The following is a 25,199-nucleotide window of genomic DNA, read 5'->3' on the forward strand; positions in this document are numbered from 1 at the left end:
CATCGGCACATTGGCCCACAGCCGCTGCCAGAGTGACCCGGCCTCGCGCGGGGCGATCAGCGTGGTCAGCGGCCCGCCGCCGCGCATCGACGTGCGGTGCCCAGCACCGCCGGAGGGCGCATAGGTCTGCAGCGTGATCAGCGCGGCATAGGCATAAGGCAGACAAAGCGCGGCGGTGCGATCGCGCTTGATGAACAGGTCGGTGTTCTTGGTCAGCGTGATCGCGCCGGGAGAATCGATCAGCAGCTGGGCGACCTCTTTTCTTCCGCGTCCGGCAACGGGTCATGGTCTTGAAAGGCGAGCGGGCCATCTCCGTCGCCATTGAAGTGCGGCACGAGAGGTGCCAGGGCCTGCGCCAGCCCGTCGGGGCTCGGCGGCTCCCGCCAGCCCCGGCGCCAGCGCACGGCATCGGCCGCCGGCCACGCGGCCGCGAGGATGCCGATCAGCCACTCCGTCACCGCCGCATTCCAGTCGGGCCGGGGAAGGCGAGCGCCTCGACACAGTCGTCATCGATCGGGCCGTCATTGGTCTTGCCCGGCGCGATCATCGGCAGCGCCACCCAGGCAAAGCCGCTCAGTCGCCGCCGGACCGGTAGCCACGGCGACGTCAGCAGGTTGAACGTCATGAGTCCTCCTTGCGATCTACGCGAGAGAACGTTAGAAGAACATAAAGACGTTGTAAAGCGAGTTGCGGTCCTGACGACTCCCGATTTCATCGCCCTTTACTGGGGAAAGGCGCGGCCGCAGGCGGCGGGCCCGGAGTGGCATCCGCTCGCCTACCACGCGCTGGACGTCGCGGCGTCCATGGCGGCGCTGCTCGACGCCTGGCCGCATCTGCTCACCCGGATCGCGCGGCATGCGGGACTGAGCGATGTGGTGGCGCGGCGCTGGCTCATCGCGGTGGCCGCGCTGCACGACCTCGGCAAAGGGGCTGATGCCTTTCAGCGAAAGGCGGGCGACGAATTGTGGATGTCTGCCAGCCTCTGGCCCGCTGGACGGAGCCGGCCCCAGCCCCTCGGCTTCGATCATGGAGCCTTCGCCTGGCCGCTGTGGGAGGAAATCAAGGGGCCGGAAATCCTGCGCCTCCGGGATGAGCAAGCGCAACATCGGTTCATGGAGTGGCTGGTCTGCGCCTGGTCGCATCATGGCGCGCCGATCGCTCATCAACACCCGATCCTGGCTGACTTTGTTTCACAGTCGAGTATCGAGGCCACGGCGGCGTTCGTCACGGCGCTCGCCAAGCTGCTCGCCCTCGACGAAGCCGAGACGCGCCTGTCGCCGCCGGCAGACGACAACGAGGACGGGCCGCCGCCAACCGAGACCTGGCTGGTCGCGGGCCTGTGCATCCTTGCCGACTGGCTGGGCAGCAGCCAGCGCTGGTTCCCCTATCGGGCCGGTCGAAGGCCTTGCCGCCTACTGGGCCCGGGCGCAGCAGCAGGCGGGTCGCGCCGTCCAGCAGGCCGGGCTGCTCAACGCGCCCCTGCCGCTGACCTTGCCGTCTCCACGCTGCTGCCTGCGGGCGCGCAGGCAACGCCGCTCCAGCAGGCGGCGGCTGACCTGCCGCTCGATGACGGCCCCACGCTCGTCATCCTCGAGGACCTGACCGGCGCAGGCAAGACCGAGGCAGCGCTGCTGCTCGCCCACCGCCTGATGGCGCAGGGCAAGGCGACCGGCCTCTACTGGGCTCTGCCGACCAAGGCGAGCGCCAACATGCTCTTCACCCGCCTCGCCAGCGCCTATCGCCAGCTGTTCGCGCCCGACACGCACCCCACGCTGACGCTGGCCCATGATGCAGCCGATCTTCATCCCGACTTTGCGGCGCTGACGATGGCGCAGACCCTGGCCGCGGCCGACGATGGCGGCTATGGCGGCGACGCCGCATCCGCCTCGGCCCAGGCCTGCGCCTGGCTGCACGATGACCGGCGCAAGACCTTCCTCTCGCAGATCGGCGTCGGCACCATCGACCAGGCGCTGCTCGGCGTGCTGCCCACCCGCTTCAACAGCCTGAGGCTCGCCGGGCTCGCCAGCCAGCTGCTGGTCATCGACGAGGTGCACAGCTTCGACACCTACACCACCGAACTCATCACCACGCTGCTCGGCTTCCAGGCGGCGCTCGGCGGCAGTGCTGTTCTGCTGTCGGCAACGCTGACCCGCACGGTCAAGACGAAGCTGCTCGCGGCCTTTGATGCCGGCCGGCGGGGACGGACGCATGCGGTCACCCGGGCGCAGTGCGACGCCTTTCCCATGGTCAGCCGGCTCGACGCCAGCGGCGTTGTCGAGCAGCCGATCGCCTCGTCGCGCGGCACGCGGCGCGACCTTGCCGTCGAGCGCCTCGAGAGTGAGCAGGCGGCGCTCGATACGGTTATCGGCGCGGCCCGCGCCGGGCTGTGTGCGGTGTGGATCCGCAACAGCGTCCAGGATGCGATCGATGCCTGGACGCGCCTCAAGGCGCGCGCGCCGGACCTGACGCCGGCCCTGTTCCACGCGCGCTTCACCCGAGCGGACCGGGCGCGCATCGAGACGGCGGTCGTCAAGCGCTTCGGCAAGGCGAGCACGGACGATGAACGCCGCGGGCAGATCCTCGTTGCTACCCAAGTGGTCGAGCAGTCTCTGGATCTGGACTTCGATGTCATGGTCAGCGACCTGGCCCTTCGACCTGCTGGTGCAGCGCGCCGGCCGGCTGCAGCGCCACGACCGGGGCCGCGCCCCGCGCCCGTCCTGCGCCTGCTGGCACCCGACCCCGACGTGGTGGTCGATGAAAAGTGGCTTTCCAGCCTGCTCCCCGTGCCGGACGGGTCTATCAAAACCATGCCCGGCTGTGGTCGAGCCTCCAGGTCGCCATGGCCGGGCTGAACCTTCGAAGCGCGAACCCGCGCCTGCTGCTCGAGCAGGCGTTGGAGGATGCGGAAATCGCCCCGCGCTGCCCCGGTCCTGGAGCGTTTTGTTGACAAGGCAGCGGGGACCGCCTCCGCACAGCGCGCCGCGGCGGGTCGGCACTGCGGGTGGACGGTGGGTTCGCTGCCGCATCCAGTAGCTACATGGACGAGGACCGCGCCCGCACCCGGCTGGGAGAGGTGATGGTCCGGCTGAGGCTCGGCTGCTGGGACGGCACGCGACTCATGCCGCTCGCGCGCGTTCAGGGGACTCTGACAGCGGGGCACGCCCGTTGACAGCATAATGGATGAACCAACCGACTGGCGGCTCTCGGAACTGCAGCTGCCCTATCGCCAGGCGGCGTCAGAGGTGACACTGGATGACGCCGGGCTTGCCGCCGCCATAAACGCGACACGAGCGCAGTGGCCGCGTGCGCTCGCTGCCGCGTCCGATCTACTGCTCATACCGCTGCTGCCGGATGGGGCTGGCGGCTGGACCGGCCGCCTTCGCGACTCCACCGATGCCGAGCAGCGCTTGATCTATTCGCGGGTCACGGGCCTTCAATTTCTCACGAACCGGCGCTGACCCTTGCGGCACTGCCCAGCATCAAGCCCGAGCCTCTTCGTTAGAGCCTGATCGGTTGAGGTTGAAGCATGATTGCTTCAATCGATAGCGTGAATCAGGCTCTATTCAATATATTAGACCTTGATCGTTTCAGATTGATTCAATCTGAAACGATCAAGGTCTAATCGGCGCATCTGTAGCGGGAAGATATCGGGCAGGATTCAGCTTCGCTTCCGTCGTAGCTGTTGGCGGCGGCCAGGGTGCCGGCGGCACTGCTCACCGCCACCACCGAGCCCTGGTGGTCCGTGTGCAGGCCGCGACGGTCCGTCAGCCCCGAGCCCTCGTACCAGAACAGAGGGTCGTCCACCTGCGCGTCGCTGCCATGCACATAGCGCCGCCGCAGCACGCCCGTCACGTCATACAGCCGCCCCAGCGGATCATAGCGCAGCGTCGCGCTCAAAGCACCGGACACCCCAACCAGCCGGTTCTCGACATCGTACAGATAGCTGCCCCGGCTGTCCCCGGTCAGGTTGCCGTTCGCATCATAGCTGAACGCCAGCCCGCCCGCCGAGGTATACTGGTTCAGGCCATTGACCGCATAGGCCCGGCTGATGCTGGAATAGCCGTTCCAGGCGTAACGGTCGTTCGAGCGGGCACGGCTGACCAGCTGACCCGCCGGGTTATAGCCGAAGTCCAAGCGCAGGTCGTCTGCCGTGCCCGCCAGATCGTGGCTGAGGCTCTGCAGACGGCTGATCCCGTCATAGCCATAGGCCGCCCCCACAGCCCCCAGCGCCTGCTGCGTGCGCCGGCCCTGCGCATCGTACCCGAAGGTCGCAACACCGCCGCCGTTCGCCGACACCGACTGCAGACGCCGCGCGCCATCATAGGCATAGTCGAACCGGGTCCCGTCCGGGTGCGTCACCTGCGTGCGGTCCCCGGCCGCGTTGTAGGCGTAACCCAGCGTCCGGCTCACCCCGTCCAGGGTGATCGTCTGCGCCGTCACACGCCCAAAGGCGTCGTAGCTGTTCGTCACCCCGGCCCGCTCGCCGAGTCGAACCGGGCAGCGGTCTGCAGCCCGCGCACATCGTAGCCGTAATAGACGTCGCGGGTGTGCATCGGGTCAAGCCCCGCGCGCTCCGGCACCACCTTGCGGGTCATCCGGTTCATCGCGTCGTAGGTAAAGAGCAAAGACGTGTTGTCGCGCTTGCGCAGGCTCACGCGGTTGCCATTGGCATCATAGCCATAGCTCTCATAGTCGGTCGCACTCACCTGCCCGACGCTGGTCTTCGACGGAAGTTCCACTGCAACAGGCGATCATGCCCATCGTAGCTCATGCTGGCAAGATTACCGTTGGCGTCTTTGACCGATGCCCGCTGGCCGTTCGGCGTGTAGGTGTAGGTCGCATAATCCTGCTGCAGCGACGTGCCATAGCCTTGCTGGATTTTGAGCAGCTGCCCTGCAGCGTCATAATTATTTTGGTGATGCGGTCGGGTCCTTCACTGCCTTGGGAACCCAGGCTACACGCATCGCTCCCGGAAGCGGGAAGCGCAGCCAGGTTCATGCGTACGGTTTGACATACAAGACGACTGCGGGCGTCGAAACTGCGGTCGGTAACAGAATAGTTTGAGCCGCCCGATGACACCGCCTCGCGCACCGGATCGCGCGCTGCATTATACGCTGTGTCCATGCGACTGGTGACCGTCATGGTTGCAGCATAGGGATCGGTCAGCGTGCCGATTTCCACGGACAAAACTTTGTCGTCGGCATCGCGGTACGTGAAGCGCTTAGCAATCCGGTTGCCCGCGATGCCTGCTGCCGAGATTTCCCAAGTTTTTCTGCCGAGAATATCGTACCGGAAGTATTCCGCATCAGCGGCACCCGGCAACGGCCCGTCCTTACTCAGTAGGCGGCCCGCGTCGTCATAGCTGAATGTGGTGGTGAGCGAGATGCCTTGAGCGCCGTCGATGCGGGTTTCGGTAAGCGGCAGCCTCTGGGTCTACCAGGAAGGTCCAGCACTCCCCGCCGGAACAAAGCTCATGGTCAACTCCCAGATCCTGACCGATGTCTGGGCCAAGCAGGAAAACCGGGTGAACCTTGGTAGCGGAACGCCGGTCAGGACCCTGATATTCCACGCCGGCGATGCCCCAAAGGATGCGACCCTCGGCTAGCGAGATCGTGTTTTACGCGAACAAGCCGGTCGGCGCAGTTTGCAGTGAGGAATCCGCTCAAACGCGCCGGACCCGGTGGAGGGAGCGCTTTTGAAATTACGGTGCCAAAATTTCACCGTAATCACTGGTACCGTAATCCCACATTTTAACGGAGCAGGTCACTGCCGGGACTGCTACTCCGGCCGGGCCTGCCGCAGCTGATAAAAGATCCCGCTCTCGTCATAGCCGGTCAGCTCCAGCACCCCGCTCACGGTTAACACCCGCGTGTCGCTGGTCTGAAAGGGCGTGTCGGCATAGACCTCGATGAACTGGTTGGGCGCAGCGTGGAAGTGGAACGGGCAGCCGGGCGGATAGGCAAGCAGCACGAAATGCTTCTGGGTGCGCTCAGCGGAGAGCGGCATCATCCACCCGGCGACGGTGATGCGCTTACCCGCCAGCGCCTTCACCTGCGGCGTGAATTGCGGCTTGGAGACGATAAAGCCTTGGGCATCCTTGCGCGTGGTCTCGCCGGTTGCTTCAAGCACCTTCCAGGAGACCCCGCCATCTGGCGTCGCAGCCGGCTTCCACACGTCCTCGACCACACGGGCAGCCTTGTCGTCGGAAGACGGTGCCGCGCCGTAGGTTTGCATGGCCGCTTCTATGATGGCAGGATTGCGCTTGGTCCCCAGCACGGCTGCTGAGACCGCCTGAACCACGTTGAGGCCGCCCACGACGGTAAGGATCAGCAATGCGGCCTTCCAGCTCATTTCGGCAAGTTCCTCTCTGATCATGGTCAAGTGGCCCGTGCCAGCACGCGGGCGGGATCGATACGGTAGACGGCGAGCCCCGGGACCAGCGCGGCGAGTGCACCAATACCGACGACTGAAACCGCCAGCGCCGCTTCGGCAGGCAGGGGTGCCAGGCGGCAAGACCAAGCTCCGCCAGTACCGGGAAGCTGGCGCGGGCGAGCATCATCAGGCTGTGTGCTGTAATCCAGCCCAGTATTGTTCCGATAATCGCGGTAAGCACGCCCTCGAGCAGCACCGTGCCGAACACCTGCCCCGGCTTGCGCCCATGACCCGCAGCAGCGCAAGATTGCCCTCGCGGCTGCGCACCATGCCGACCAGCGCGACCAGAATCGCGAGTCCGCCAGTCGCCGCAAGCAGCCAGGCGAAGATCCGCAGCCCCTCCAGACTCGCGCCGAGAAGATCGAGCAGCCGTGCGGTTTCGGTCGCGGGGACGGCGGCCTGCAGTGCACTCTGCCGGTTGATCATCGCCGGCACCCGCATCGCTCCCGCGGCATTGCGATAGGTGACGAGCAGCGCGGTCAGTTCGGGTTCGAGCGATTCCGGCCCGGCCGCCTCATGCTGGTCGTGGCCGTGATCGTGATCGGCTTCGTGATGGTCGCCGTCCTCGTGGTGTCCCTCGATCCCGTGAACCTGCCACACACTTTCGACACTGGTGAGGATCAGGCGATCTGCCACACCTCCGGTGGGCCAAGATGCCGACAGTGGTGAACGGCGCATGGTCGTGACCCTGTTTCTGCCCCTCCTCCTCGGCGAGTCCGTGGCTGCCGATGAACTTCTGGCCGACTTCAGCTCCTGTTGCGCGCGCGGCCTCGGCGCCAAGCACCGCCTCCATCGGCGCCGCGAAGCTGCGGCCTTGGGCGAGCTTGAGATCATACAGAGCTGCAAAGCCCGCATCGGAGCCAACGATCCGGTAGCCGCGGAAATTGTCCCCAGCGCCAGTGGCACCACCCGCGCCACGCTCGGATCGCGTTCTAGCACCGTGCGGGCCTCGAGCGGGATGTTGCCGGTCGGTTGGTCGACATGGAAGATGCTCGAGAGGATGAGCTGCAGCGGCGATCCCTTGGCCCCGACCACCAGATCGACCCCTTGCGCGTCACGGTCGAACCGCTCGCTCGCCTGCTCGCTCACCTGCACCAGCAGGACGAGCATCGCGACCGCAATCGCCAGCAGCAGCAGGTTGAGCGCGGTGGTCAGCGGCCGGTCGCGCAGATAGGCAAGAGCGAGGCCGATCATGCCGGGAGTCGCCCTTCACGCAATGTCAGAGTCCGGGGAAATTCGGGCGCAGACGATCATCATGCGTGGCGACGATCAGGGTCGCACCAGTCTCCTCGGCCAGCTCGATCAACAGGTTGGCCACTCGCGCTGTGTTGTCTTGATCGAGCGCAGAGGTCGGTTCGTCGGCGACGAGGATCGCGGGGCGCACCACCAGCGCGCGGGCGATGGCGGCGCGCTGCGCTTCGCCCTGGCTCAGCTGGTGCGGGCGGGCATCAGCGCGGTGGGCAATGCCAAGCCGGTCGAGCATGCGGTCGATGGCGGGTCTGTTGCTGCTCCCGGTCTGGAGCTTTTGTGCAAGCGCGAGATTGGCGCGCAGGCTCAGGGCCGAGACCAGACGTAATGTCTGGAATACGATCCCGAAATGGCGGCGGCGGAGTGTGTCTGCGGCGGCGGCGGAGTGACCAGAGACCATCGTGACGCCACCCAACGTCACCTCGCCTGCATCTGGACTGAGGAGGCCACAGAGGCAATTGAGCAGAGTCGACTTGCCCGAGCCGGAGGGGCCGAGCAGCAAGAGACGCTGTAAGCGCTGTCCTCAGGCCACGGCGATCCACGGCATGAGTTGGCCGACAGCGTTTGCTGGATGACCGCTGGCCAGCTTGGCAAGGGTCTCGGTCAACCAGGTGTGTGGGTTCACGCCCGAGATCTTGCAGTTTTCAATGAGCGTGGCGATCACCGCCCAGTTGTCGCCGCCTTCGTCGGAGCCTGCGAAAAGCGCATTCTTGCGATTGAGGGCCAGCGGCCGGATCGACCGCTCGACAGTGTTGGAATCCAGCTCGACGCGGCCATCATCCAGGAACAGCGACAGTCCGGTCCAGCGGGTCAGCGCGTAGCGGATGGCGTCGGCGAGCTTGCTCTTGGCGCTGATCTGACGGAGCCGTGCCTCGAGGTAGATGTGCAGATCATCGAGGATGACGCGGGCCTGCCCGTTGCGAATGGCGCGGCGCTGTTCGGCGGAGGTGCCGCGAACCTCGTTCTCGATCGCGTAGAGCATGGCGATCCTGCGTAGGACCTCGGTCGCGACCGGCGAGCTATCGGCCAGTTCGTAGAACTTGCGCCGAACATGCGACCAGCAGAAGGCGAGGCTGAGCTGCTGACTGCGCCTGGCGAGCGCGGCATAGCCGCTGTAGCCGTCGACCTGCAGGATGCCGGAATAGCTCCCAAGGTGCGCTTCGGCGCGCTCACTCTTGCGATCGGGAGCATAGACGTAGGCTACCAGCGGGGATCACCGCCGCCCCATGGTCGATCGTCGCGAGCATAGGCCCAAAGCTGGCCGGTCTTGGTCCGGCCGCGCCCGGGATCGAGCACCGGGGCAGTCGTCTCGTCAGCGAACAATCGCTGGGATCGTCGCAGCTCTTCCAGAATACGATCCCGCAAGGGGCGCAGGTACCATGCCGCCCGGCCAACCCAGTCCGCCAGGGTGGACCGGTCAAGCTGGATGCCTTGGCGGGCGTAAATCTGAGCTTGGCGATAAAGTGGAACATGGTCGGCGTACTTGGCGACCAGCACCTGGGCGATCAGCGCCTCGGTGGGAATGCCGCCCTCGACGATCCTCGCGGGCTCGGTGCCTGGACGATCGCGCCCTCGCAAGATCGGCAGCCATAACGCGGACGGCGGGTGACCAGCACGCGGAAGGTGGTGGGCACGACATCGAGGCGCTCGGCCACGTCCTCGCCGATCTGGTGGAGTGCGCCGCCACAGCAGGGGCAGGCCCGGATGCCATCAACTTCCTCGACGTCGACAACCTGTTCGATCCGTTCGAGGTGCGCGGGCAGCGCGCCGCGGTTGGCCTTGCGCGGACGGTCACCTCCGGCCTTCGCCGTCACCGCCTCGCGTGCGGCGCGGGCCTGGCCCAGTGCCGTCTCGACATCCTCCAGGCCAAGCTGGAGCTGGTCTGGATCGAGCTGCTCGGACTTGCGCCCGAAACGGTGGCGCATGAAGGCCTCAATGATCGACTGCAGCCGCTCGATCTCTGCATCGGCCTCGCCCTTGGCGAGCGCAAGATCGGCCCTTGCCGCGCGTTCTGTTGCCAGTGTGCGGGACTGCTCAGGACGAGCGCGCGGAGCGCTTCGACATCGTTGGGAAGGTCTGCCTCCATGAGCATGGAGGCAGTGAATCAGGCGCAGAACATCCCGTCAACCGGCAATCTGCGGCGCGATCGGGCGGCGTCCGCCATGCACCCGCCGCCAGTCCAGACCTTCGAGCAATGCGCCCAGTTGGGCTGCCGTCAGCCGCATCACACCATCCTGGATCGCCGGCCACTTGAACCCGCCGGACTCGAGCTTCTTGGCCATCAGGCACAGCCCGGTGCCGTCCCACCAGACCAGCTTGATGCGGTCCGAGCGCTTCGCCCGGAAGACATAGATCACGCCGGAATAGGGATCGCCACCGTACTCGGCACCGACCAGAGCGGCCAGGGCGTCAGGCCCTTTGCGGAAATCCACCGGGCGCGTCGCGACCATCACCCGCGCGCCGACACCTGGCCCGATCATCGGGTGGCCTTGAGCGCTTCGATCACTGCAGCAATCACGCCCGCATCGGCGCCACGGCTGATCTTTACCGCCACGCCGTCAATCTCCAGTTCGACAGCGCTCGCCTTCGAACGCCGCCGCTTCTTCGAACGACGTACTGTCGGGACAGGCTCAACCGCTGGAGCCACTTCGACGATGGCAGGCACAAATGACGGCGCTTCCGGCTCCGTCGTCGGCAGAACCACGCCCGCCGCCTCGAGTTGCTTCCGCAGATCCCTCCGCCATGCGTATACCTGCGAAGGATCGAGCCCATGCCGACGAGCAACGGCACTGACACCTTCACGGCCCGAATAGCACTCAGCGACAATCGATGCCTTCACCTCTGGCGGCCACTCGCGCCGCTTGCCAGAGCCCGTGAACACCTCGAACCGCTGCGCGCCCTTGCTCACAGGATCATCACCCGAGATTATCATAGTAGCAGCGCACTCCCGCCCGATCAGGGCGCGAAGACTCGGCGCTGCGCTTCAGGCACGCAAGGTGGGGTCGCGGCCCCGCTTACGAGACGCTCGCCAGGTTCTGCAGTAAAGCTCACGCCCGAAAGCACTTCACGGCCCTCATAGACCTTGGCAAGATCTCGGACGACAAGCTTCATGCGCTCACTTGAAGAGGGCCTTGCCCTCATAGCTGCTCGGGCCATTGCCGCTGTCGCTCTCCCGCTCTTCGGGCTGACGCAGCTCATTGCGTTCGGTCTCAGGCTCGTCGCGATCACGGCTGGCCACAGGTGCGCTACTATCGGTCGCAAGCATCTGTTGAGAGCTGCTGTCTGGTTCGACGCCCGGCCCCGTCGGATAGCGCAAGAAGGGGTTGTAACGGTGCACCCCGGCAGGCCGTCGAGCTCACAAGCCGAGCCCGGAGTCGCGAGGACTACGGCGACCAACCCCAAGGATGCCGAGACGAAACACTTGATGCGGAGCCAATCAAACATCCATGAATGTTATACCATAACATATTGCGAGTCCATCCATGGCAATACTCCTCATGCTTACCCGGAGTGACGGTGATTCCGCATTGCCGCCCAATGGCCTAGGAGTAGCAGCATCGCCCCTGTAATCGTGATGATCTGCTCGAGAGCCTCGACTTCTACGAATAATCCGACAAACAGCAGGGCCAAGGCCACCAGCACCAACAAGACACGCGCCTTGCCCGGCTTTGCACGCAGCAAGACGGGGCCGCTGACGAGCACAACCGGGAGGATCAAGGCCGCATGCAGCCACTCATTGTGGCGCACAGCCTCGGGCAAGGTGGCAAGCACCACCACCGGCAAGCTGGCCAGCAACCACGGCAGCGCGATGCAGTGTATGAGGCACAGTGCTGACAATCCCATGCCAAGCCGATGCATGGTTCTGTCCCCGTTGTAGCTTTGCTGGCCATTGATCGGCGTCGCTCTTGCGTAATGTTACAACATCACTTAAATATTTATTCACAGGATGCAACACCCAAAGTCACAAGGCTTCTTCATGCACCACGAAGGCGATCCGCGTCTGCCCGTCACCGTGCTCTCCGGCTTTCTCGGTGCGGGCAAGACCACGCTCCTCAACCACATCCTCGCCAATCGCGAGGGCAAGCGTGTGGCAGTGATCGTCAATGACATGAGCGAAGTGAACATAGACGCCGATCTGGTGCGCGGCGGCGAGGCGGCACTCAGCCGCGCTGAGGAAACGCTGGTCGAGATGACCAATGGCTGCATCTGCTGTACCCTGCGTGACGACCTGCTAAAGGAAGTGCGCCATCTCGCCCAGGAAGGCCGCTTCGACTACCTCGTCATCGAAAGCACCGGGATTTCCGAACCCTCCCCGTCGCCGCGACCTTCTCGTTCCGCGACGAGGCGGGCGAAAGTCTTGGTGACGTCGCACGGCTCGATACGATGGTCACGGTGGTCGATGCGCTCAACCTGCTGGCCGACTATTCAAGCACCGATCTGCTGGCGACACGGGGCGAGACCGCGGGCGCAGGCGATGATCGCAGCCTAGTCGGCCTGCTGGTCGAACAGATCGAATTCGCCGACGTGGTGATCGTCAACAAGGCAAGCGCCGTGAGCCCAGGGCAACTCGCGACTGTCAAGCAGGTGGTTGCCTCGCTCAATGCCGATGCACGGATCATCGAAGCCGATTTCGGCAAGGTGCCACTCGATAGGATCCTCGATACCGCTCTTTATGACGAGGAGCGTTCCGAACAGCATCCGCTTTGGATGAAGGAGCTTTACGACTACGCAAGCCATCGCCCCGAAAGCGAGGAATACGGGGTCGAAAGCTTCGTCTATCGTGCCCGTCGCCCGTTCAACCCGGCGAAGCTCTACCGCTTCCTGACTGGCGACGCGCTCGACAAGGTGATCCGCGCCAAGGGTCATTTCTGGCTCGCCACGCGCACCGATTTCCTCGGCGAGTTGGCGATTGCCGGGCACCAGAAGACAGTAGGCAGGATGGGCCGTTGGTGGGCCGCAGTGCCCAAGAACCGCTGGCCCGAAGATGGTAGCTTCGAGCATTTCGTCCTCCGCCACTGGGACCCGGTTTGGGGCGACCGGCGGCAGGAACTGGTGTTCATCGGCATCGGGCTCGACAAGGCGGCCATCAGCAAGGCGCTTGATGCCTGCCTCGTGCCGACCGACGAATTCACCCCGAGAAGTGGAAGCGCCTGAACGATCCTTTCCCCGCCTGGGGAGAAGCGCAGACCGTGCTGGAGGCGGCGGAATGAGCGCTGCCGCTACGCGCGCCGCTGTACTGGATGATTGGAGCACGATCCACACGCCCGACTGCCCGCTCCATCTCGAGCCGCGCGATCCGCCGATCGCCGCCGCCTCGCTCGCGGCAATGCTGGCGCGACCGCCGGCAACACTGGAATACGAGGGCGCGCCGGACGGGATCGCTGACCACTACGGCGACCTGCCCAACGACCACGTCACCGATGTCGCCGCTCAGGCGCGCCGCTTTGCCAAGGTGATGTGCGTCGCCACGGTGCGCGTGCGGATCGAGCGCGTGGACAGCAATGCCTGCAAGAAGATCCATGCCGATTATACCGACGTGCGCCTCATAACGACCTACGCCGGCCCTGGCACCGACGTCGCTCCGCATGCGAGCGAAGACGATCGCAGCGAATGCTGCCTCGAACGCGTTCCCACCGGCTGGATCGGACTATTCAAGGGGCGAACTTATGGCTCGAATCACCCACCGTGTTTCCACCGGTCCCCGCCCGCAGGCGATTTGGGCGCAAAGCGGCTTGTGCTGGTGATCGACACGCCCTCCAGCCCAGAGGTGCCGATTTCACAATGAGCGGGTTGCAGGATGTCTTCGCCGATCACGCCTTCCTTTCGCGGGCCGACGTGCTTCGTGCCCGCTCATCCTGATCGCTTGGCGACTTTTGAACGAGGCATTCAATGACCGACGAAGCGTTAACGGCAGCAATTCTCGAGGCGCGCGGCCTCACAAAGTGTTACGGGCCCACGCTCGCGCTCGACAAACTGACACTGTCGGTGCGCGCGGGCGAGATCCTTTGCCTGCTGGGGCGAACGGGGCGGGCAAGACCACCACGATCAACCTGTTCCTCGGCTTCACTGCGCCGAGCGAGGGTGAGGCGCTGGTGGCGGGCCAGCCCGTCGTGCAGGACCCGGCCGCGGCCCGCGCGCTGCTAGGCTATGTCGCCGAGATCGTCGCACTCTATCCCAGCCTGACGGGCGCGGAGAACCTCGCCTTTTCGCCCGACTGGCGGGACACGATGTGGACTCTGCCCGCCGTGATGCGATCCTTGCGCGGCTGCGCTTTCCGCCGGGAGCGATCAACCGCCCGGCCAGCAGCTATTCCAAGGGGATGCGCCAGAAGCTCGGCCTCGCCATCGCGCTGATGAAGGACGCAAAGGCGATCCTGCTCGACGAGCCGCTTTCCGGGCTCGACCCGGCGGCGGCCAATGATCTCGTGCAGGTGCTGCGCGAGACCGCCGACGGCGGCACGGCGCTGCTGATCTCCACGCACGACATCTTCCGCGCCAAGGACGTTGCCGACCGTATCGGCATCATGCGGCATGGCCGACTTGTGGAGATGATCGATCCGGCGAACCTGAGTGCGGGCGAGCTGGAGCAATTCTACCTCACCCACATGGCGGAGCGCGCGTCATGAGTGCCGTCGGGGCGATCCTTTCCAGGACTGGCGCGAGTCGCTGCGCGATCGGCGGCTTGTGGTGATGGCGTTGATCGTGCTCGCTCTGGGCCTTACGGCAGTGCTGACCTCGTGGCAGCGCGTCGCGGCGCACGAGCAGGAGCGCCTCGCGGCACTGGCGCAGGACCAGGCGACTTGGGAGGCTCAGGGCGCGCGCAATCCGCACAGTGCCGCGCATTTCGCCAAGTGGGCGCTGCGGCCGCTGACGGCGGGAGCCCTGCTTGATCCGGGCGTGTCGCCCTTTGCGGGCAGCGCGATCTGGATGGAAGCGCACAGCCAGAACCCGGCCCGCGCCCGGCCCGCCGAAGACCGCGCCGACACGCTTCTTGCCGGCGAGTTCAGCACGGCGTGGATATTGCAAGTGCTGATGCCCTTGCTGATCGCTGTGATCGCAGCCGGAGCGGTCGCCCGTGAGCGCGAGCGCGGCACGCTGCGCCTGCTGCTGGCGAGCGGGGCGAACGCCGCCGCTATTTTGCGCGGCAAGCTGGCCTCGGTGGGTGTGATTGCCGGGCTGGTCGCCGGAAGTGTGCTTGTGCTCGGCTTCCTCGCCTCACTGATGGCAGAGGGTGCGCAGCCCTTGCACCTGCTGTTGTGGGCGGGCGCATACATCTTTTATCTTGCAATCATCGCCTGCGTCGCTGTGGCCGTCTCGGCCCGCACCCGGACTGCGGGGCAGGCTCTCCTGGTGCTGGCCGGACTGTGGCTGTTCGCGATCATCCTCGTGCCGCGCGCGGTCGTTTCGGCCGTTGAAGTGGCGGCCCCACTCCGGCACCTGACCGCTTCTGGGCCGAGATCGGCGCAGCTCTGGAAAAACGCCCCGATCCCTTTGGTGCCAATGCCGAGGCCTTCGGGTCGGAAATGGCCCGCAAATATGGCGTTGCCAACGTCGAGGACCTGCCGGTCGATTTCGGCGGGCTCCAGCTCGAGGAAAGCGAGCGACAGGGCAACATTGTCTTCGACCGCTTTTACGGGGATCTCCACGCGCTTTATCTGCGCCAGCGCGAGCTGCTGCGCTTGAGCAACCTGCTCTCGCCACTCCCCGCCCTGCAGAACGTCTCGGCCGCGCTCGCAGGGACCGACGGCCTGCACCAGATCGCCTTCCAGCAGCAAGCCGAAACTCACCGGCGCGCGATGGTGACAAAGCTCAATACCGACCTTATCGAGCATGGCCGCGAGGCAGGGTGGGACTATACTGCCGATCCCTCGTTCTGGACGACGATCGAGGACTTCCGCTTCTCCCCGCCCGCAACCAGGGCAGTCCTGCGCTCGATCGCGATCGACAGCTTGATACTCCTCGCCTGGCTGGCGGCAGCGCTGTTCGTCCTCGCCCGCTCGGTACGCAGCCTCACGGTCGAGGAGTCCTGACATGATGAAGCTGATTGCCATCGAAGCGCGCATCCTGTGGCGCGACCGCATCGTCTGGGCGATGCTGCTCGTGCTGGCCGCCACCTGCGTGCTCGCGGTCGCCGGCGGCAAGGCGCTGATGGCCGACCAGATCGAAGGCCGCGCCATCGCCGCCGCGGCCCAGGCCGAGAATGACGTGAAGTTCCGCGAGCGCCTCGCCGATAGCACCATGCCGCCCGAGGACGCGATCCTGAGCCCCTACCGGATGCGGGCGACGGTGATCGCGCCGCTGCCGCCGCTCGCGGATTTCAGCGCCGGGAGGGCCGGTTTTGACAATTATTCGACCCCAGTCTCGATGTATGCGCAGCGCGGCGGGCTGTTCAAGCGGACCCGGCTCGACAACCCGGAACTGCTTGCACGCGGCACCATCGACCTCGGCTTCGTGGCGACCATCCTCGCGCCGCTCGCCCTGATCGGCCTCGCTTACGGCCTGTTCGCCGCCGACCGTGACGGCGGGCGGGCGGCGCTGATCCTCGCGCAAGGCGGCAGCCCGGTGCGGCTCGTGGCGGCGCGGATCATCCCGCGACTGGCTCTCGTACTGTCCCGCTCGCGCTGGCTGCCGCGTTCCTTCTGCTGACCGGTCCAGAGGTTCCCGGCCGCGCGAGTGCCGCGCTGTTCTGGTCGCTGGCAGCGTTGGGTTTGCTGGCGTTCTGGGCGGCGCTGATCGCCTTCGTCAACAGCCTGCGGATTACCGCCGAGAGCGCAGCACTAGCGCTTGTCGGCCTGTGGGCGGCAGTCACCCTCATCCTGCCCGCGGCGCTTTCGGCGCTGGTCCAAGTCGCCTATCCGCCGCCTTCGCGGTTCGAGCAGATCGCCGCCGGCCGGGCGATCGAGATTTCCTCGACCCGCGAATACGAGAACGACCATCCCGAACTCGCCGGGGACGGGTTCGACGCGCGACTGGCATCGATCCGCAAGAGCTGGAGCATCGCCAAACAGGTCGATGCAGCCACGCGCGAGCAGGATCTCGCCTTCGACCGCCAGCTTGCCGCCCAGCAGCACTTCGCGGTCGGGCTGTCGTGGCTTTCGCCAGCGATGATCGCCGCGCAGGCGATGGAGCGCGCCGCCGGCACCGATGCGGCGAGTGCCGCCGCCTTCCGGGCCGAGGCCAACAGCTTTCTCGAATCCTTCCGCGCTTTCGGCGGCGGCTTCGTCGAGCGCGGCGAGATCATGACACCCGGTGACTTCGGCGAGATCCCGGCCTTCACCATGACCCCGCGCAATCCCGGTGCCGGGCTTGCCATCACCGCACTGTTTGCGCTTGCGATCCTGTTCGCCGGCCTCGCGGCGAGGCGCTATCGCAAGATCGAACTCTCATGATCGCTGCGAAAGGTGCATAGGCCACGCTCCTGCTGACGCTGCGGCTGGATCGCTTGATTGAGCCGGATAACCGGACTGATGCGCAACGTCCCGCGCTGGTGGTCTCGGCGCCGTGGCGCGCGTTCGGAAAGGCCATGACATCCGCCTGATCGTGCCTGCCGCCGCGCAGGGTCTCACCCCGCCGGCCGGTCGCGACGAACCGCTGGTCCAGTTGCTGGCGGAGGCACTTGCGACCCGCGAGCAGCTGACAGGGTCAGGAACCCGGTCGGTCGAACAGTTCGCAACAGAGGCCGGCGCTTGCCGCAAGCGCGTCGCGCAGTTGATCCGGATCAGCTATCTTTCGCCCACATTGGTCAAGCTTGCGCTCGCAGGGAGCAGCCAGCGGCGATGACGCGGCGGGCGCTGCTGGATACGGAATTGCCAATGGCCTGGGCCGATCAGCATCGCCTGTTCGGGCTGGGGACACAGCAAGCCGATAGGCCGGCAAACCAACTGAGGTCGGAATTTCAGAGCCCGAGACGCAGGCCGTGTTGGGCCTGATATCGCTGTCTTGGCCGCGTGTCTCCCGCCTCAGTGCAGCACGCTGCCAGCCGCAAAGCACCGGAAATACCGGGAAAATCCCGCCCTGTCCCACTGGGTTCCGGACCGTTCCGGTCACTCGGACTGACTGGTGCGCGACGCAGCCTGTGCCGAACCGGTCTCTGCCGGCAATTCCCTGTTAAACAGGGAAAATACAGGAAGGCGCATAAAATCGGCCAGCTCTGATAACCCAAAGCCCCGGAATCCTGTGCCTTTTGCCAGCGATTTCCCTAATGTCGGAACAGGCAAACTTTTCACAAGATCTGGGAACGCTTTGGACCTGAACAGCGAACGGCAACGCCGATACACGTTCGATCCTGCGCAGCTGGAGCCGTTTGAGATAGGCGCGGCGGCGACGGTCATCATGTGTTGGCCCGGACCTCTCGACGAGGAATTGCGCGGCGAGATGCAAGTCAGGCTTGCGGCGGCACTCCTTCGCATTGCGGTAGGCGACGAGGAACTGGCGCTGATCACTCCACGCTCGATGAAACCAATCTATGCCTTCCGGAATGTCGATGCTGACGTGAAGCACATGAAGCGGCTGGAAGGGCGGCTCAGTTCCGCGCTCGATGTCGGCAATCTTGCGATGCCTTTCTTGAAGAAAGCATATGACGGTTCAGATGTCCGGTTCCCCGGAATGAGCGATTTGACGTTGGCTTCGCTTACGAAGGCGATCGAGTTGGAACGCCGCATCGGGCTTGACCCGGCAAACTTCCGCAAGCGCGATTGGCTCCCCTGGCTTCCGGTGGTCCACCTCGCCGCCGCTGCGCGCGTGGTACTCCAGCAGGTCAGGGAGACGAGCGGCCGCGAGCCTGAATGGCTCGAGATGATGGCCGATGCGGGATTGATCGCACGCTGGCTGCGGGAAGCGCAAGCGCTTGTGCGGATCGCGATACTAGCATTTCCGATGCTAGAGGCAACTCTGGTGCGTATCGAGTTGGTCGGGGTCACTTTACCTCCAGCAAACTGACCGCGCGAGAGCCGACCGTATCCGTCATCGCCTTCCTGACAAGGGTTGGAGGTTCGAGTGACGAAGAGAGTTGGTCCAGGCGACGCAAATTCGGACATAGCCGATCCGGGCCCCTGCGCCCGGCCACAACAGCGCCGGCAGTTGGGCCGCGTGGAGGGTCATCGAGGTCGAGGTCACCAGGCTCAGCCAGGCGGCGGACGATCCGCGCTGTTACACACGGAGCGATATCGCCAGGGCAACATCAATCCTGCGACGCTTCGGGCCGATGGTGCCGATCCCGCTGGACGCGGACGGATCGCCGATCGCCGGGTGGCTCATGGTCCTTGCCGCGCGGCGCTCGGCCTTGAAACGCTGCCAGCTATTCGCATCGACGACGTCTCTGGCCCGAAGGCCCGCGAACTGAGCCTCGCCCTCAACCGCTTCCTGGAGTTAGGACATTTTGATCAGCAGCGGCTGGGCAGGCTGATGCTGGAACTTGAAGCCGCAATCCCGGACTTCAGCCCGATCGAGATTGGTTTCGAGGCGACCGAGATCGATCTGGCAATCGCCTCGCTCGACGAGGACGCGCCGGAAATCATGCCCGCAATCGTAGGCGTGCCAGTGACGCCGCCCGGGGCATCTGGCAGCTCGGGCGCCACCACGTTGGCCATGGCAATGCGGCCTGCCCCGAGACGATCGCGCGGCTGACCGGCGGCACGTCAGTCGCCGCGATGATCGCCGACCCGCCCTATGGATGCCGGGTGCAGGGGTTTGTGACGTCGCGCCCGCATCGCGAGTTTGTGGAAGGCTCTGAGGACCTGGATCCGGCCGCCCTTTCGGAGCTGTTCCGCGGCTTCAACAGGGCAGCGCTGACCTGTCTCAAGCCGGGCGCACTCGTCTACCTTTTCATCGACTGGCGCGCGCTTGAGCTCCTGCTCTCTGCCGCATCCTCCATTTACGGACCACTCCTGAACCTGCTGGTCTGGGCGAAGGACCGCGCCGGCATGGGATCCTTCTACCGTTCACAGCACGAGCTGGTGCTGGTTCACAAGGTCCCGGGCGGGCGACACCGCAACAATGTCCTACTCGGCAAGAACGGCCGTAATCGCTCCAACCTGTTGAGCTATGCCTCAGCGCAGAGCTACGGCGGTGCGTCGGTGGATGCGAAGGCGCTTGCCGGCCACCCGACGCCCAGAATCTCGACCTCGTCGCCGATCTCATTCTCGACTGCACGCGGCGCGGTGAGGCCGTGTTCGACCCCTTCCTGGGCTCAGGCACGACGCTCATTGCCGCCGAGAAGACGGGGCGCATCGCCTTCGGCCTTGATCTCGATCCGCTCTATGTCGACCTGGCGGTCCGGCGCTGGCAGGCATGGACGGGCGAGGATGCGGTGCTGGTCGGGACCGGTGAGCGCTTTGCGGACCTCGATGCCGCGGCGGAGGCCGTCAATGGCTGACGACCGCGGAGGCTACTACAATCCCCGGTGCACAGCCGCTTCAAGCCTGGCCAGTCGGGCAACCCCAAGGGCCGCCCGAAGAAAGCGCAGAACGCTTCGACGCTGATCGGTGCCGTGCTCGGCGAGCGCATACCCGTGCGCGAGAACGGCCGGACCCGAAAGATCAGCAAGCTTGAAGCCAGTCTGACCCAACTCGCCAACAAGGCCGCAGCCGGCGATGTGCGCGCCATTCTTGCCGTTGTTGCGCTTGCCCAAGGGTGGAGGCCCGCGGCGAGCCTGATCAGGTCGCGGTTCCGCTTGATGAAGCCGACCGCCGAGTACTCGACCGGCTGATCGACCGGGTGCGGTCGAAGGCAGGTACTGATGAGTAGAACCTCCGATGCCTACGCGCGGCACCTCGCCGAGATCAGCCCCGAGGAATATCGCGCGCTGATCCGCCAGGATCTCCGCACTTTCGTCGAGCGTGCCTACGCCGAGCTCAACCCGGCGACCCACTTGCTTTGGAACTGGCACCTCGATGCTATCCTTGACCGGCTCGAGGCGTGCCGCCGCGGCGACATACGCCGGCTCATCATCAACGTGCCACCGCGCAGCCTGAAGTCGCTATGCGCGTCGATCGCATTTCCCGCTTTCCTTCTCGGCCACCAACCGTCGGCGCAGATCATCTGCGCCAGCTATGGCCAGGATCCGCTGACAAGCTGGCGCGCGACACCCGTACCCTTATGCAGTCGCTTTGGTATCAGGCCAGCTTCGGCGCGCTGCTCGAGACCGCCCGACCGTCGGCGCAGGAGATCACCACCCGGCAACGGGGTTTTCGGATGGCAACATCGGTGGGCGGTGTGCTGACCGGACGCGGTGCCGACTTCCTGATCATTGATGATCCGCTGAAGCCCGACGAAGCCGTGTCCGACATCAAGCGGGCACACGTCAACGAGTGGTATGACGGGACCCTCGTCAGCCGGCTTAACGACAAGGAGCGCGGCTGCGTCATCATCATCATGCAACGCCTTCATGAAGATGACCTTGTCGGACATCTCCTCGAGCGCGAGCCCTGGGAGGTGTTGTCGTTCCCGGCGATCGCTGAACGGGACGAGAGCTTCGAGATCCGGACCGCCTTCGGCAGCTACACCCATCAGCGGCGCGTCGGCGATCTGCTCCACCCCGAGCGCGAATCGCAGGAAACCATCGACAGCCTGCGTCGCACGCTCGGCGAGTATCACTTCGCCGGCCAGTATCAGCAGTCGCCGCGCCCGCTTGGCGGCGGCATGGTCAAGGAGGCGTGGTTTCGGACCTATACGTCAGAAAGCCTGCCCAAGAACTTCGAGCGCATCATTCAGAGCTGGGACACCGCCAGCAAGGCGACCGAACTGGCCGACTATTCGGTCTGCACCACCTGGGGCGCGACCGAGGATGACCATTATTACCTGCTCGACGTTTTCCGCGCCAAACTCGAATATCCCGACCTCAAACGCATGGTCCGCGAACTCCATACGCGATGGAAGCCGCGCACGATCCTCATCGAGGACAGGGCGTCAGGCATCCAGCTGATCCAGGATCTGCGCCATGATGGCCTGAGCGCTGTGACCCCTATAAGCCGCAGGCCGAGAAGGTCATGCGCATGCTGGCGCAGACGCCAACCATCGAACAGGGCCTCGTGCATCTGCCCGAGACCGCACCGTGGCGCGCCGACTATATCCGCGAGCTGACGTCGTTTCCCAAAGCTAAGTACGACGACCAGGCTGACTCGACCGCGCAGGCGCTGGAGTGGTTCGCAACCAACGGCAAGACGCCCGGGATCATCCGATACTATCAGCAGGAGGCAAAGCGGCATGGGCAGTCAGGAGCAAACTGAACCTACCGGCATTCACGCCTCTTGCCCACGGCGTCGGCGGTGTTACGCGACTGGACTCCAGCGGAGGCGCGCGGCCCCGGCCATTGCACGATGACACCGCCGCCGCGCGCCAGTCTCTGATCGATCAGTTGAGCCCTCCTCGAAAAATTGCTGAACGAGGGCATCATCAGACTTGGATACCGTGCGCCAAATGTTCTGACAACGGACACTCAAAGCGATCCAGTTTTCCGGGATCAGATCAAAGCGGTTCGACCTGCCATCCGCCTCAGGCGATTTGATGTTGCTGACCGAACTCGTAGACCAAGCCGCTTATCGTGGCCGGGTCGACCAGATCGTTGACGTTGTAAACCACGCCGGCAAACGCGAACAGCTCGACGTTGGAGACCGTGTCCACGCCTTCCGCACCGGTCAGGTCGGTGACCACGATGCTGGTGCCGACCCGGGCGATGTCGAAGTTGGACAGATCGCCCGCGAAGCTGGCGGTATCACGACCGGTGCCACCATCGAGCGTGTCGTTGCCGGCACCGCCGGTCAGGGTGTCGTTGCTGGCACCGCCGCCCAGGAAGTCGTTGCCCGTACCACCATCGAGCGTGTCGGCATTGTTGCCGCCGAGCACCCGGTCGTTGCCATCCCCGCCGAGCAGGGTATCATTGCCTTCCCAGCCTTCCAGGACATCATTGCCGCCGCTGCCGAACAGGCTGTTGGCACTGCTGTTGCCGATCAGGATATCGCGCAAATCGGTGCCGGAGAGGTTTTCCACATCGATGTAGGTGTCGCCCTGCGCCGCGCCCCTGTTAGCGCTCGGGTCGCGCAGGCTAGCGGTGACGCCCGCGGTATCAAGCACGCCAAAATCCAGGAAGCGGTAGTCGGCAACGTCGCTGAGGCCGCTGCCACCGTTCAGGACATCGGCACCAAGCCCGCCGACCAGGGTATCATTACTGGCATCGCCGTTCAGGGTATCGTTGCCAACCCCGCCAAATAATGAGTCATTGCTATTGCCGCCGAGCAGGAAATCGACGCCGTCGCCACCGATCAGGATGTCGTCCCCGTTCAGTCCCTCCAGGCGGTCGTCGTTGGCGCCACCGAGTAGGGTATCGTTCTCATCGCCACCAAAGAGGAGTCGTTGCCTTCCCAGCCTTCTAGGCGATCGTCGCCGCCGTTGCCGAACAGGCTGTTGGGACCGCTGTTGCCGATCAGAATATCCGCCAGGTCGGTGCCGGAGAGGTTTTCCACATCGATGTAGGTGTCGCCCTGCGCCGCGCCGGTATTGGCGTTCGGGTCGCGCAGGCTGGCGGTGACGCCGGCGATATCGAGCACGCCAAAATCCAGGAAGCGGTAGTCTGCGGTGTCGCTGAGGCTGCCGCCGCCATTCAGGATATCGGCGCCGAGCCCGCCGACCAGGGTATCATTACTGGCACCGCCGTTCAGGGTGTCGTTGCCGGTGCCCCGAACAATGTGTCATTGTTGTTGCCGCCGAGCAGCGTATCGTTGCCGGCCCCGCCAATCAGGGTGTCGTTGCCGTTCAGCCCCTCGAGACGGTCGTCGCCGTCGCCGCCAGCCAGGGTGTCGTTCCCGTCCGTGCCTATCTCGGCCAGATCCAGGATCGTCACAGACAGTACTTGCTCGTCGAACAGGCCCCGGCATCGCTGGCGCGCACGATGACATCGTAGATGTTGTTGTCATCCAAGTCGCCTGGCGTCTCGAAATTTGGGGCGGATAGGAATGCAAGCGCGCCGGTGCTTGTGTTGATTATGAAGCGCGCGGCGTCCGCGCCGCCGGCGATCGAATAGGCGAGCACCGTGCCGGCGTCGGGATCGGCTGCAGTGACCGTGGTGACCGCTCGGGTGTTTTCCGCCACACTGATGCCGGCGGTGTCACCGCCGCCATTTGAGGTGATGATCGGAACATCATTGACCGGCGTAATTGTGACGGAGAACACCTGCTCGGTTGCCCCGCCGCGGGGTCGGACGCGATCAGAACGAAGCTGTCCGATCCGTTGGCATTTTGGCTGGGCGTATAGACGAATGCGCCAGCCTGTTGATCGATGGCGACACTGCCCTTGGCCGGTTCGCCGCTGGTTTTGACCGCATAACTGATTGCTTCGCCGTCAGCGTCCGTTGCCCCGATTGTGATCGCCGGACTGGCTAAATCTTCGCTGGTCGCCACCGCGTTGGCACCCGCAAATTCCGGCGCATGATTGAGTTCGAGACGGGTCGGCTCGCTGGCTCTCGCATTCGTGGCTGCCGATTGGGCGACGGTGGGGTCGCCGATCAGCCCGACATCGAGCACGGCATTCTCATAGGCCACGGTTCCCGGAGTGAGGCCTGCAGCCTGCGCTGCGGCTTCTCCCATGGCCCGGGCGGCCGGGTCGAGATCGTCGATGGTGAACACCGATTTTGGGAACGACCGGTCGGTGAATGTCGCCGTCGATTCTCCGGGGCATAAGTGAACAGGGATGTCGCATCGGTGACGCGCCAGCTATCGGCGAACCGACCATAAAGGTCTCGCGTCACAACGGGAGTTGTAAGGACCGTCCCGTCTGCAAGCGCGATGTCATTTGCGGCATTGCCATCGGCATCGCCGAGCAGCCCGGATATCTGCCCTACCTGGTAAGGCGATATGAAATTATCCAGGTCGAGCAATGCATGTCCCAGCCAAGACGTCAGCGAGACAGTCACCCCGTTTCCGCGGCCATCGGATACGGTGTAGGTTTCACGACCGGTTCCGTCGTCAGAGCGGTACAGTGTACCATCGCCGATTTCGATCGTCGTCTGAGGTGCCAGCGAAAATGCCTCGCCGTTGATCAACAGCCGCTCGCCTGTGGCATTGATCTGGACGATTACATCACCAAAGCGGATCGCCACTGCCGCATTATAGGAAACATGGTCGCCAAGCGGCACCTGGCGGGTCTGAATCTCGAAACCGTTTCCGCGTATCGCGGTAAACTCGCCAACCGCCTGGAAATCATAGGCGACGCCATCGAAAGTCGTCAGGTGTGGATCACCCTTGTCCTTTGCATCTTTGGGCGGAGCATTTGGACGATTAGGGTCAGGGTCTCGATCATCGGGAATGCCGTCATGGTCCCGATCCGGGTTCGGCTTGTTCGGATCAGGATCATTGTCATCAGGAATGCCATCATGGTCCCGATCAGGCGGTTGGTTCGGATCATTCGGTGCTGGGTCACGATAATCCGGAATACCATCACCGTCTGAGTCTCTACCGGATCAAATCCCGGTTCGCCGGGGCCTTCGCCGGGAATTGGGATTGGGGAGATTAATTGGCGGCGGGATTAGAC

At 64.7% G+C, this 25,199-nt stretch carries 35 protein-coding genes and 7 pseudogenes; 21 read left to right on the top strand and 21 right to left on the bottom strand.

Annotated elements, in window-relative coordinates; translation table 11 throughout:
- Positions 1-12 precede the first annotated feature (12 nt).
- The 3 genes and pseudogenes from E6W36_RS23805 to E6W36_RS15840 all read right to left on the bottom strand — a co-directional run.
- A pseudogene (locus tag E6W36_RS23805) lies at positions 13-246 on the bottom strand (type I-E CRISPR-associated protein Cse1/CasA); the annotation flags it as partial.
- Complete coding sequence (locus E6W36_RS15835; protein ID WP_222873218.1) at positions 240-458, bottom strand: type I-E CRISPR-associated protein Cse1/CasA; 219 nt, start codon at positions 456-458, stop codon at positions 240-242. The pseudogene E6W36_RS23805 and the gene E6W36_RS15835, both read right to left, overlap by 7 nt.
- Positions 455-625, bottom strand: a complete 171-nt coding sequence (locus E6W36_RS15840; protein WP_222873219.1) for a hypothetical protein — start codon at positions 623-625, stop codon at positions 455-457. Before E6W36_RS15840 ends, E6W36_RS15835 begins: the two co-directional genes overlap by 4 nt.
- Here E6W36_RS15840 and cas3 point away from each other — a divergent pair.
- The 3 genes from cas3 (at position 624) to E6W36_RS15855 (ending at position 3,458) form a co-directional block, all read left to right on the top strand.
- Positions 624-2,852, top strand: a complete 2,229-nt coding sequence (gene cas3, locus E6W36_RS15845) for a CRISPR-associated helicase Cas3' (protein WP_222873220.1) — start codon at positions 624-626, stop codon at positions 2,850-2,852. The two genes, E6W36_RS15840 and cas3, sit on opposite strands and share 2 nt — an antisense overlap.
- Positions 2,853-3,001: 149 nt before the next feature.
- Entirely contained in the window at positions 3,002-3,169 is a 168-nt protein-coding gene (locus E6W36_RS15850) for a hypothetical protein (protein ID WP_222873221.1), read from the top strand.
- A 7-nt stretch (positions 3,170-3,176) separates the two neighbouring features.
- Positions 3,177-3,458: a hypothetical protein gene (locus tag E6W36_RS15855; protein WP_222873222.1), complete on the top strand. Its 282-nt coding sequence runs from the start codon at positions 3,177-3,179 to the stop codon at positions 3,456-3,458.
- Between the two features lie 160 nt (positions 3,459-3,618).
- Here the strand turns inward: E6W36_RS15855 and E6W36_RS15860 are convergent, their stop codons facing one another.
- From E6W36_RS15860 to E6W36_RS19740, 3 genes are read right to left on the bottom strand one after another with little or no spacing between them, the layout of a single operon-like run.
- The gene (locus E6W36_RS15860) at positions 3,619-4,470 is read right to left on the bottom strand and encodes an RHS repeat domain-containing protein (RefSeq protein WP_222873223.1); all 852 of its coding nucleotides are present in this window, start codon (positions 4,468-4,470) and stop codon (positions 3,619-3,621) included.
- Positions 4,467-4,739: an RHS repeat protein gene (locus tag E6W36_RS15865; RefSeq protein WP_222873224.1), complete on the bottom strand. Its 273-nt coding sequence runs from the start codon at positions 4,737-4,739 to the stop codon at positions 4,467-4,469. Before E6W36_RS15865 ends, E6W36_RS15860 begins: the two co-directional genes overlap by 4 nt.
- A 28-nt stretch (positions 4,740-4,767) precedes the next feature.
- Complete coding sequence (locus E6W36_RS19740; RefSeq protein ID WP_246047823.1) at positions 4,768-5,322, bottom strand: hypothetical protein; 555 nt, start codon at positions 5,320-5,322, stop codon at positions 4,768-4,770.
- A gap of 79 nt (positions 5,323-5,401) precedes the next feature.
- Between E6W36_RS19740 and E6W36_RS22435 the strand changes: the two genes are divergently transcribed.
- Positions 5,402-5,605: a DUF6702 family protein gene (locus tag E6W36_RS22435; protein WP_342776702.1), complete on the top strand. Its 204-nt coding sequence runs from the start codon at positions 5,402-5,404 to the stop codon at positions 5,603-5,605.
- Positions 5,606-5,778: 173 nt separating this feature from the next.
- Here E6W36_RS22435 and E6W36_RS15875 read toward each other — a convergent pair whose 3' ends face one another.
- From E6W36_RS15875 to E6W36_RS15910, 8 genes and pseudogenes are all read right to left on the bottom strand, one after another.
- Positions 5,779-6,375, bottom strand: coding sequence for a DUF3299 domain-containing protein (locus E6W36_RS15875; protein ID WP_246047824.1), 597 nt, complete (start codon positions 6,373-6,375; stop codon positions 5,779-5,781).
- Between the two features lie 183 nt (positions 6,376-6,558).
- On the bottom strand, positions 6,559-7,626 hold the full coding sequence (locus E6W36_RS15880; RefSeq protein WP_246047825.1) for an ABC transporter permease: 1,068 nt from the start codon (positions 7,624-7,626) through the stop codon (positions 6,559-6,561).
- A 25-nt stretch (positions 7,627-7,651) separates the two neighbouring features.
- On the bottom strand, positions 7,652-8,182 hold the full coding sequence (locus E6W36_RS15885) for an ABC transporter ATP-binding protein (protein WP_222873225.1): 531 nt from the start codon (positions 8,180-8,182) through the stop codon (positions 7,652-7,654).
- Between the two features lie 21 nt (positions 8,183-8,203).
- Positions 8,204-9,772, bottom strand: a pseudogene (gene tnpC / locus E6W36_RS15890) (IS66 family transposase).
- 31 nt (positions 9,773-9,803) lie between these two features.
- Positions 9,804-10,160 carry an IS66 family insertion sequence element accessory protein TnpB gene (gene tnpB / locus E6W36_RS15895; RefSeq protein ID WP_222873226.1) on the bottom strand — a complete coding sequence of 119 codons (357 nt, stop codon included), beginning with the start codon at positions 10,158-10,160 and terminating at the stop codon, positions 9,804-9,806.
- Positions 10,157-10,588 (bottom strand): IS66-like element accessory protein TnpA, encoded by a 432-nt coding sequence (gene tnpA, locus E6W36_RS15900; protein ID WP_246047826.1) that lies wholly within the window; start codon positions 10,586-10,588, stop codon positions 10,157-10,159. Before tnpA ends, tnpB begins: the two co-directional genes overlap by 4 nt.
- A 207-nt stretch (positions 10,589-10,795) precedes the next feature.
- Positions 10,796-11,017, bottom strand: a complete 222-nt coding sequence (locus E6W36_RS15905; RefSeq protein ID WP_222873228.1) for a hypothetical protein — start codon at positions 11,015-11,017, stop codon at positions 10,796-10,798.
- A gap of 164 nt (positions 11,018-11,181) precedes the next feature.
- A complete protein-coding gene (locus E6W36_RS15910; RefSeq protein ID WP_222873229.1) occupies positions 11,182-11,538 on the bottom strand; it encodes a MerC domain-containing protein in 357 nt (118 codons plus the stop codon).
- A gap of 118 nt (positions 11,539-11,656) precedes the next feature.
- Here E6W36_RS15910 and E6W36_RS19745 point away from each other — a divergent pair, with 118 nt between their 5' ends.
- From E6W36_RS19745 to terL, 17 genes and pseudogenes are all read left to right on the top strand, one after another.
- Positions 11,657-12,169, top strand: a complete 513-nt coding sequence (locus E6W36_RS19745; RefSeq protein ID WP_425459654.1) for a GTP-binding protein — start codon at positions 11,657-11,659, stop codon at positions 12,167-12,169.
- A pseudogene (locus tag E6W36_RS23810) lies at positions 12,061-12,834 on the top strand (GTP-binding protein); the annotation flags it as partial. The gene E6W36_RS19745 and the pseudogene E6W36_RS23810, both read left to right, overlap by 109 nt.
- Before the next feature lie 52 nt (positions 12,835-12,886).
- Positions 12,887-13,465 carry a DUF1826 domain-containing protein gene (locus tag E6W36_RS15920; RefSeq protein WP_222873230.1) on the top strand — a complete coding sequence of 193 codons (579 nt, stop codon included), beginning with the start codon at positions 12,887-12,889 and terminating at the stop codon, positions 13,463-13,465.
- Positions 13,466-13,685: 220 nt separating this feature from the next.
- The gene (locus tag E6W36_RS21140) at positions 13,686-14,033 is read left to right on the top strand and encodes an ATP-binding cassette domain-containing protein (protein WP_222873231.1); all 348 of its coding nucleotides are present in this window, start codon (positions 13,686-13,688) and stop codon (positions 14,031-14,033) included.
- Entirely contained in the window at positions 13,967-14,305 is a 339-nt protein-coding gene (locus tag E6W36_RS21145) for an AAA family ATPase (protein ID WP_281277566.1), read from the top strand. Before E6W36_RS21140 ends, E6W36_RS21145 begins: the two co-directional genes overlap by 67 nt.
- Positions 14,250-15,074: pseudogene (locus E6W36_RS15935) on the top strand (ABC transporter permease); the annotation flags it as partial. The gene E6W36_RS21145 and the pseudogene E6W36_RS15935, both read left to right, overlap by 56 nt.
- A gap of 128 nt (positions 15,075-15,202) precedes the next feature.
- Entirely contained in the window at positions 15,203-15,709 is a 507-nt protein-coding gene (locus E6W36_RS15940) for a DUF3526 domain-containing protein (protein ID WP_246047827.1), read from the top strand.
- Between the two features lies 1 nt (position 15,710).
- Positions 15,711-16,325, top strand: a complete 615-nt coding sequence (locus E6W36_RS15945) for a hypothetical protein (protein WP_222873234.1) — start codon at positions 15,711-15,713, stop codon at positions 16,323-16,325.
- Between the two features lie 56 nt (positions 16,326-16,381).
- Entirely contained in the window at positions 16,382-17,068 is a 687-nt protein-coding gene (locus E6W36_RS15950; protein ID WP_222873235.1) for a DUF3526 domain-containing protein, read from the top strand.
- A gap of 112 nt (positions 17,069-17,180) precedes the next feature.
- The gene (locus E6W36_RS15955) at positions 17,181-17,459 is read left to right on the top strand and encodes a hypothetical protein (protein ID WP_222873236.1); all 279 of its coding nucleotides are present in this window, start codon (positions 17,181-17,183) and stop codon (positions 17,457-17,459) included.
- Positions 17,460-17,921: 462 nt separating this feature from the next.
- Positions 17,922-18,617: a hypothetical protein gene (locus tag E6W36_RS15960; RefSeq protein ID WP_222873237.1), complete on the top strand. Its 696-nt coding sequence runs from the start codon at positions 17,922-17,924 to the stop codon at positions 18,615-18,617.
- A 309-nt stretch (positions 18,618-18,926) separates the two neighbouring features.
- Positions 18,927-19,304, top strand: coding sequence for a hypothetical protein (locus tag E6W36_RS15965; RefSeq protein WP_222873238.1), 378 nt, complete (start codon positions 18,927-18,929; stop codon positions 19,302-19,304).
- A 502-nt stretch (positions 19,305-19,806) separates the two neighbouring features.
- Positions 19,807-20,052, top strand: a pseudogene (locus tag E6W36_RS15970) (DNA methyltransferase); the annotation flags it as partial.
- A gap of 27 nt (positions 20,053-20,079) precedes the next feature.
- Positions 20,080-20,385 (top strand): DUF5681 domain-containing protein, encoded by a 306-nt coding sequence (locus E6W36_RS15975; protein WP_222873239.1) that lies wholly within the window; start codon positions 20,080-20,082, stop codon positions 20,383-20,385.
- 30 nt (positions 20,386-20,415) lie between these two features.
- A complete protein-coding gene (locus E6W36_RS15980; protein ID WP_222873240.1) occupies positions 20,416-20,898 on the top strand; it encodes a hypothetical protein in 483 nt (160 codons plus the stop codon).
- On the top strand, positions 20,883-21,758 hold the full coding sequence (locus tag E6W36_RS15985; RefSeq protein WP_222873241.1) for a phage terminase large subunit family protein: 876 nt from the start codon (positions 20,883-20,885) through the stop codon (positions 21,756-21,758). The genes E6W36_RS15980 and E6W36_RS15985 overlap by 16 nt, the downstream gene beginning before the upstream one ends.
- Positions 21,671-21,904: a phage terminase large subunit gene (terL, locus tag E6W36_RS23815; RefSeq protein WP_425459746.1), complete on the top strand. Its 234-nt coding sequence runs from the start codon at positions 21,671-21,673 to the stop codon at positions 21,902-21,904. The genes E6W36_RS15985 and terL overlap by 88 nt, the downstream gene beginning before the upstream one ends.
- Positions 21,905-22,169: 265 nt before the next feature.
- Here the strand turns inward: terL and E6W36_RS15995 are convergent, their stop codons facing one another.
- The 7 genes and pseudogenes from E6W36_RS15995 to E6W36_RS19760 form a co-directional block, all read right to left on the bottom strand.
- Entirely contained in the window at positions 22,170-22,748 is a 579-nt protein-coding gene (locus E6W36_RS15995) for a calcium-binding protein (RefSeq protein ID WP_222873243.1), read from the bottom strand.
- Between the two features lie 51 nt (positions 22,749-22,799).
- Positions 22,800-23,039, bottom strand: a pseudogene (locus E6W36_RS23820) (calcium-binding protein); the annotation flags it as partial.
- The gene (locus tag E6W36_RS16005) at positions 22,955-23,221 is read right to left on the bottom strand and encodes a hypothetical protein (RefSeq protein WP_222873244.1); all 267 of its coding nucleotides are present in this window, start codon (positions 23,219-23,221) and stop codon (positions 22,955-22,957) included. The gene E6W36_RS16005 and the pseudogene E6W36_RS23820, both read right to left, overlap by 85 nt.
- Positions 23,222-23,328: 107 nt before the next feature.
- Complete coding sequence (locus E6W36_RS16015; RefSeq protein WP_222873245.1) at positions 23,329-23,514, bottom strand: calcium-binding protein; 186 nt, start codon at positions 23,512-23,514, stop codon at positions 23,329-23,331.
- On the bottom strand, positions 23,511-23,843 hold the full coding sequence (locus tag E6W36_RS16020) for a cadherin repeat domain-containing protein (RefSeq protein WP_246047829.1): 333 nt from the start codon (positions 23,841-23,843) through the stop codon (positions 23,511-23,513). Before E6W36_RS16020 ends, E6W36_RS16015 begins: the two co-directional genes overlap by 4 nt.
- A gap of 23 nt (positions 23,844-23,866) precedes the next feature.
- Positions 23,867-24,256: pseudogene (locus E6W36_RS23825) on the bottom strand (Ig-like domain-containing protein); the annotation flags it as partial.
- A complete protein-coding gene (locus E6W36_RS19760) occupies positions 24,175-25,101 on the bottom strand; it encodes a VWD domain-containing protein (RefSeq protein ID WP_342776899.1) in 927 nt (308 codons plus the stop codon). The gene E6W36_RS19760 and the pseudogene E6W36_RS23825, both read right to left, overlap by 82 nt.
- Positions 25,102-25,199 lie beyond the last annotated feature (98 nt).

Origin of the sequence: Hankyongella ginsenosidimutans, assembly GCF_005144965.1 — a bacterium.
In the GTDB taxonomy this organism is placed as follows: domain Bacteria; phylum Pseudomonadota; class Alphaproteobacteria; order Sphingomonadales; family Sphingomonadaceae; genus Hankyongella; species Hankyongella ginsenosidimutans.

Coding starts and splice junctions, on each gene's coding strand:
- cas3 (WP_222873220.1), top strand. CDS start 624: ATGAGTCCTCCTTGCGATCTACGCGAGAGAACGTTAGAAGAACATAAA.
- E6W36_RS15840 (WP_222873219.1), bottom strand. CDS start 625: ATGACGTTCAACCTGCTGACGTCGCCGTGGCTACCGGTCCGGCGGCGA.
- E6W36_RS15855 (WP_222873222.1), top strand. CDS start 3,177: ATGGATGAACCAACCGACTGGCGGCTCTCGGAACTGCAGCTGCCCTAT.
- E6W36_RS22435 (WP_342776702.1), top strand. CDS start 5,402: ATGCGGGTTTCGGTAAGCGGCAGCCTCTGGGTCTACCAGGAAGGTCCA.
- E6W36_RS15875 (WP_246047824.1), bottom strand. CDS start 6,375: ATGATCAGAGAGGAACTTGCCGAAATGAGCTGGAAGGCCGCATTGCTG.
- E6W36_RS15880 (WP_246047825.1), bottom strand. CDS start 7,626: ATGATCGGCCTCGCTCTTGCCTATCTGCGCGACCGGCCGCTGACCACC.
- tnpB (WP_222873226.1), bottom strand. CDS start 10,160: ATGATCGGGCCAGGTGTCGGCGCGCGGGTGATGGTCGCGACGCGCCCG.
- E6W36_RS15910 (WP_222873229.1), bottom strand. CDS start 11,538: ATGCATCGGCTTGGCATGGGATTGTCAGCACTGTGCCTCATACACTGC.
- E6W36_RS19745 (WP_425459654.1), top strand. CDS start 11,657: ATGCACCACGAAGGCGATCCGCGTCTGCCCGTCACCGTGCTCTCCGGC.
- E6W36_RS15920 (WP_222873230.1), top strand. CDS start 12,887: ATGAGCGCTGCCGCTACGCGCGCCGCTGTACTGGATGATTGGAGCACG.
- E6W36_RS15940 (WP_246047827.1), top strand. CDS start 15,203: ATGGCCCGCAAATATGGCGTTGCCAACGTCGAGGACCTGCCGGTCGAT.
- E6W36_RS15945 (WP_222873234.1), top strand. CDS start 15,711: ATGATGAAGCTGATTGCCATCGAAGCGCGCATCCTGTGGCGCGACCGC.
- E6W36_RS15980 (WP_222873240.1), top strand. CDS start 20,416: ATGAGTAGAACCTCCGATGCCTACGCGCGGCACCTCGCCGAGATCAGC.
- terL (WP_425459746.1), top strand. CDS start 21,671: ATGCTGGCGCAGACGCCAACCATCGAACAGGGCCTCGTGCATCTGCCC.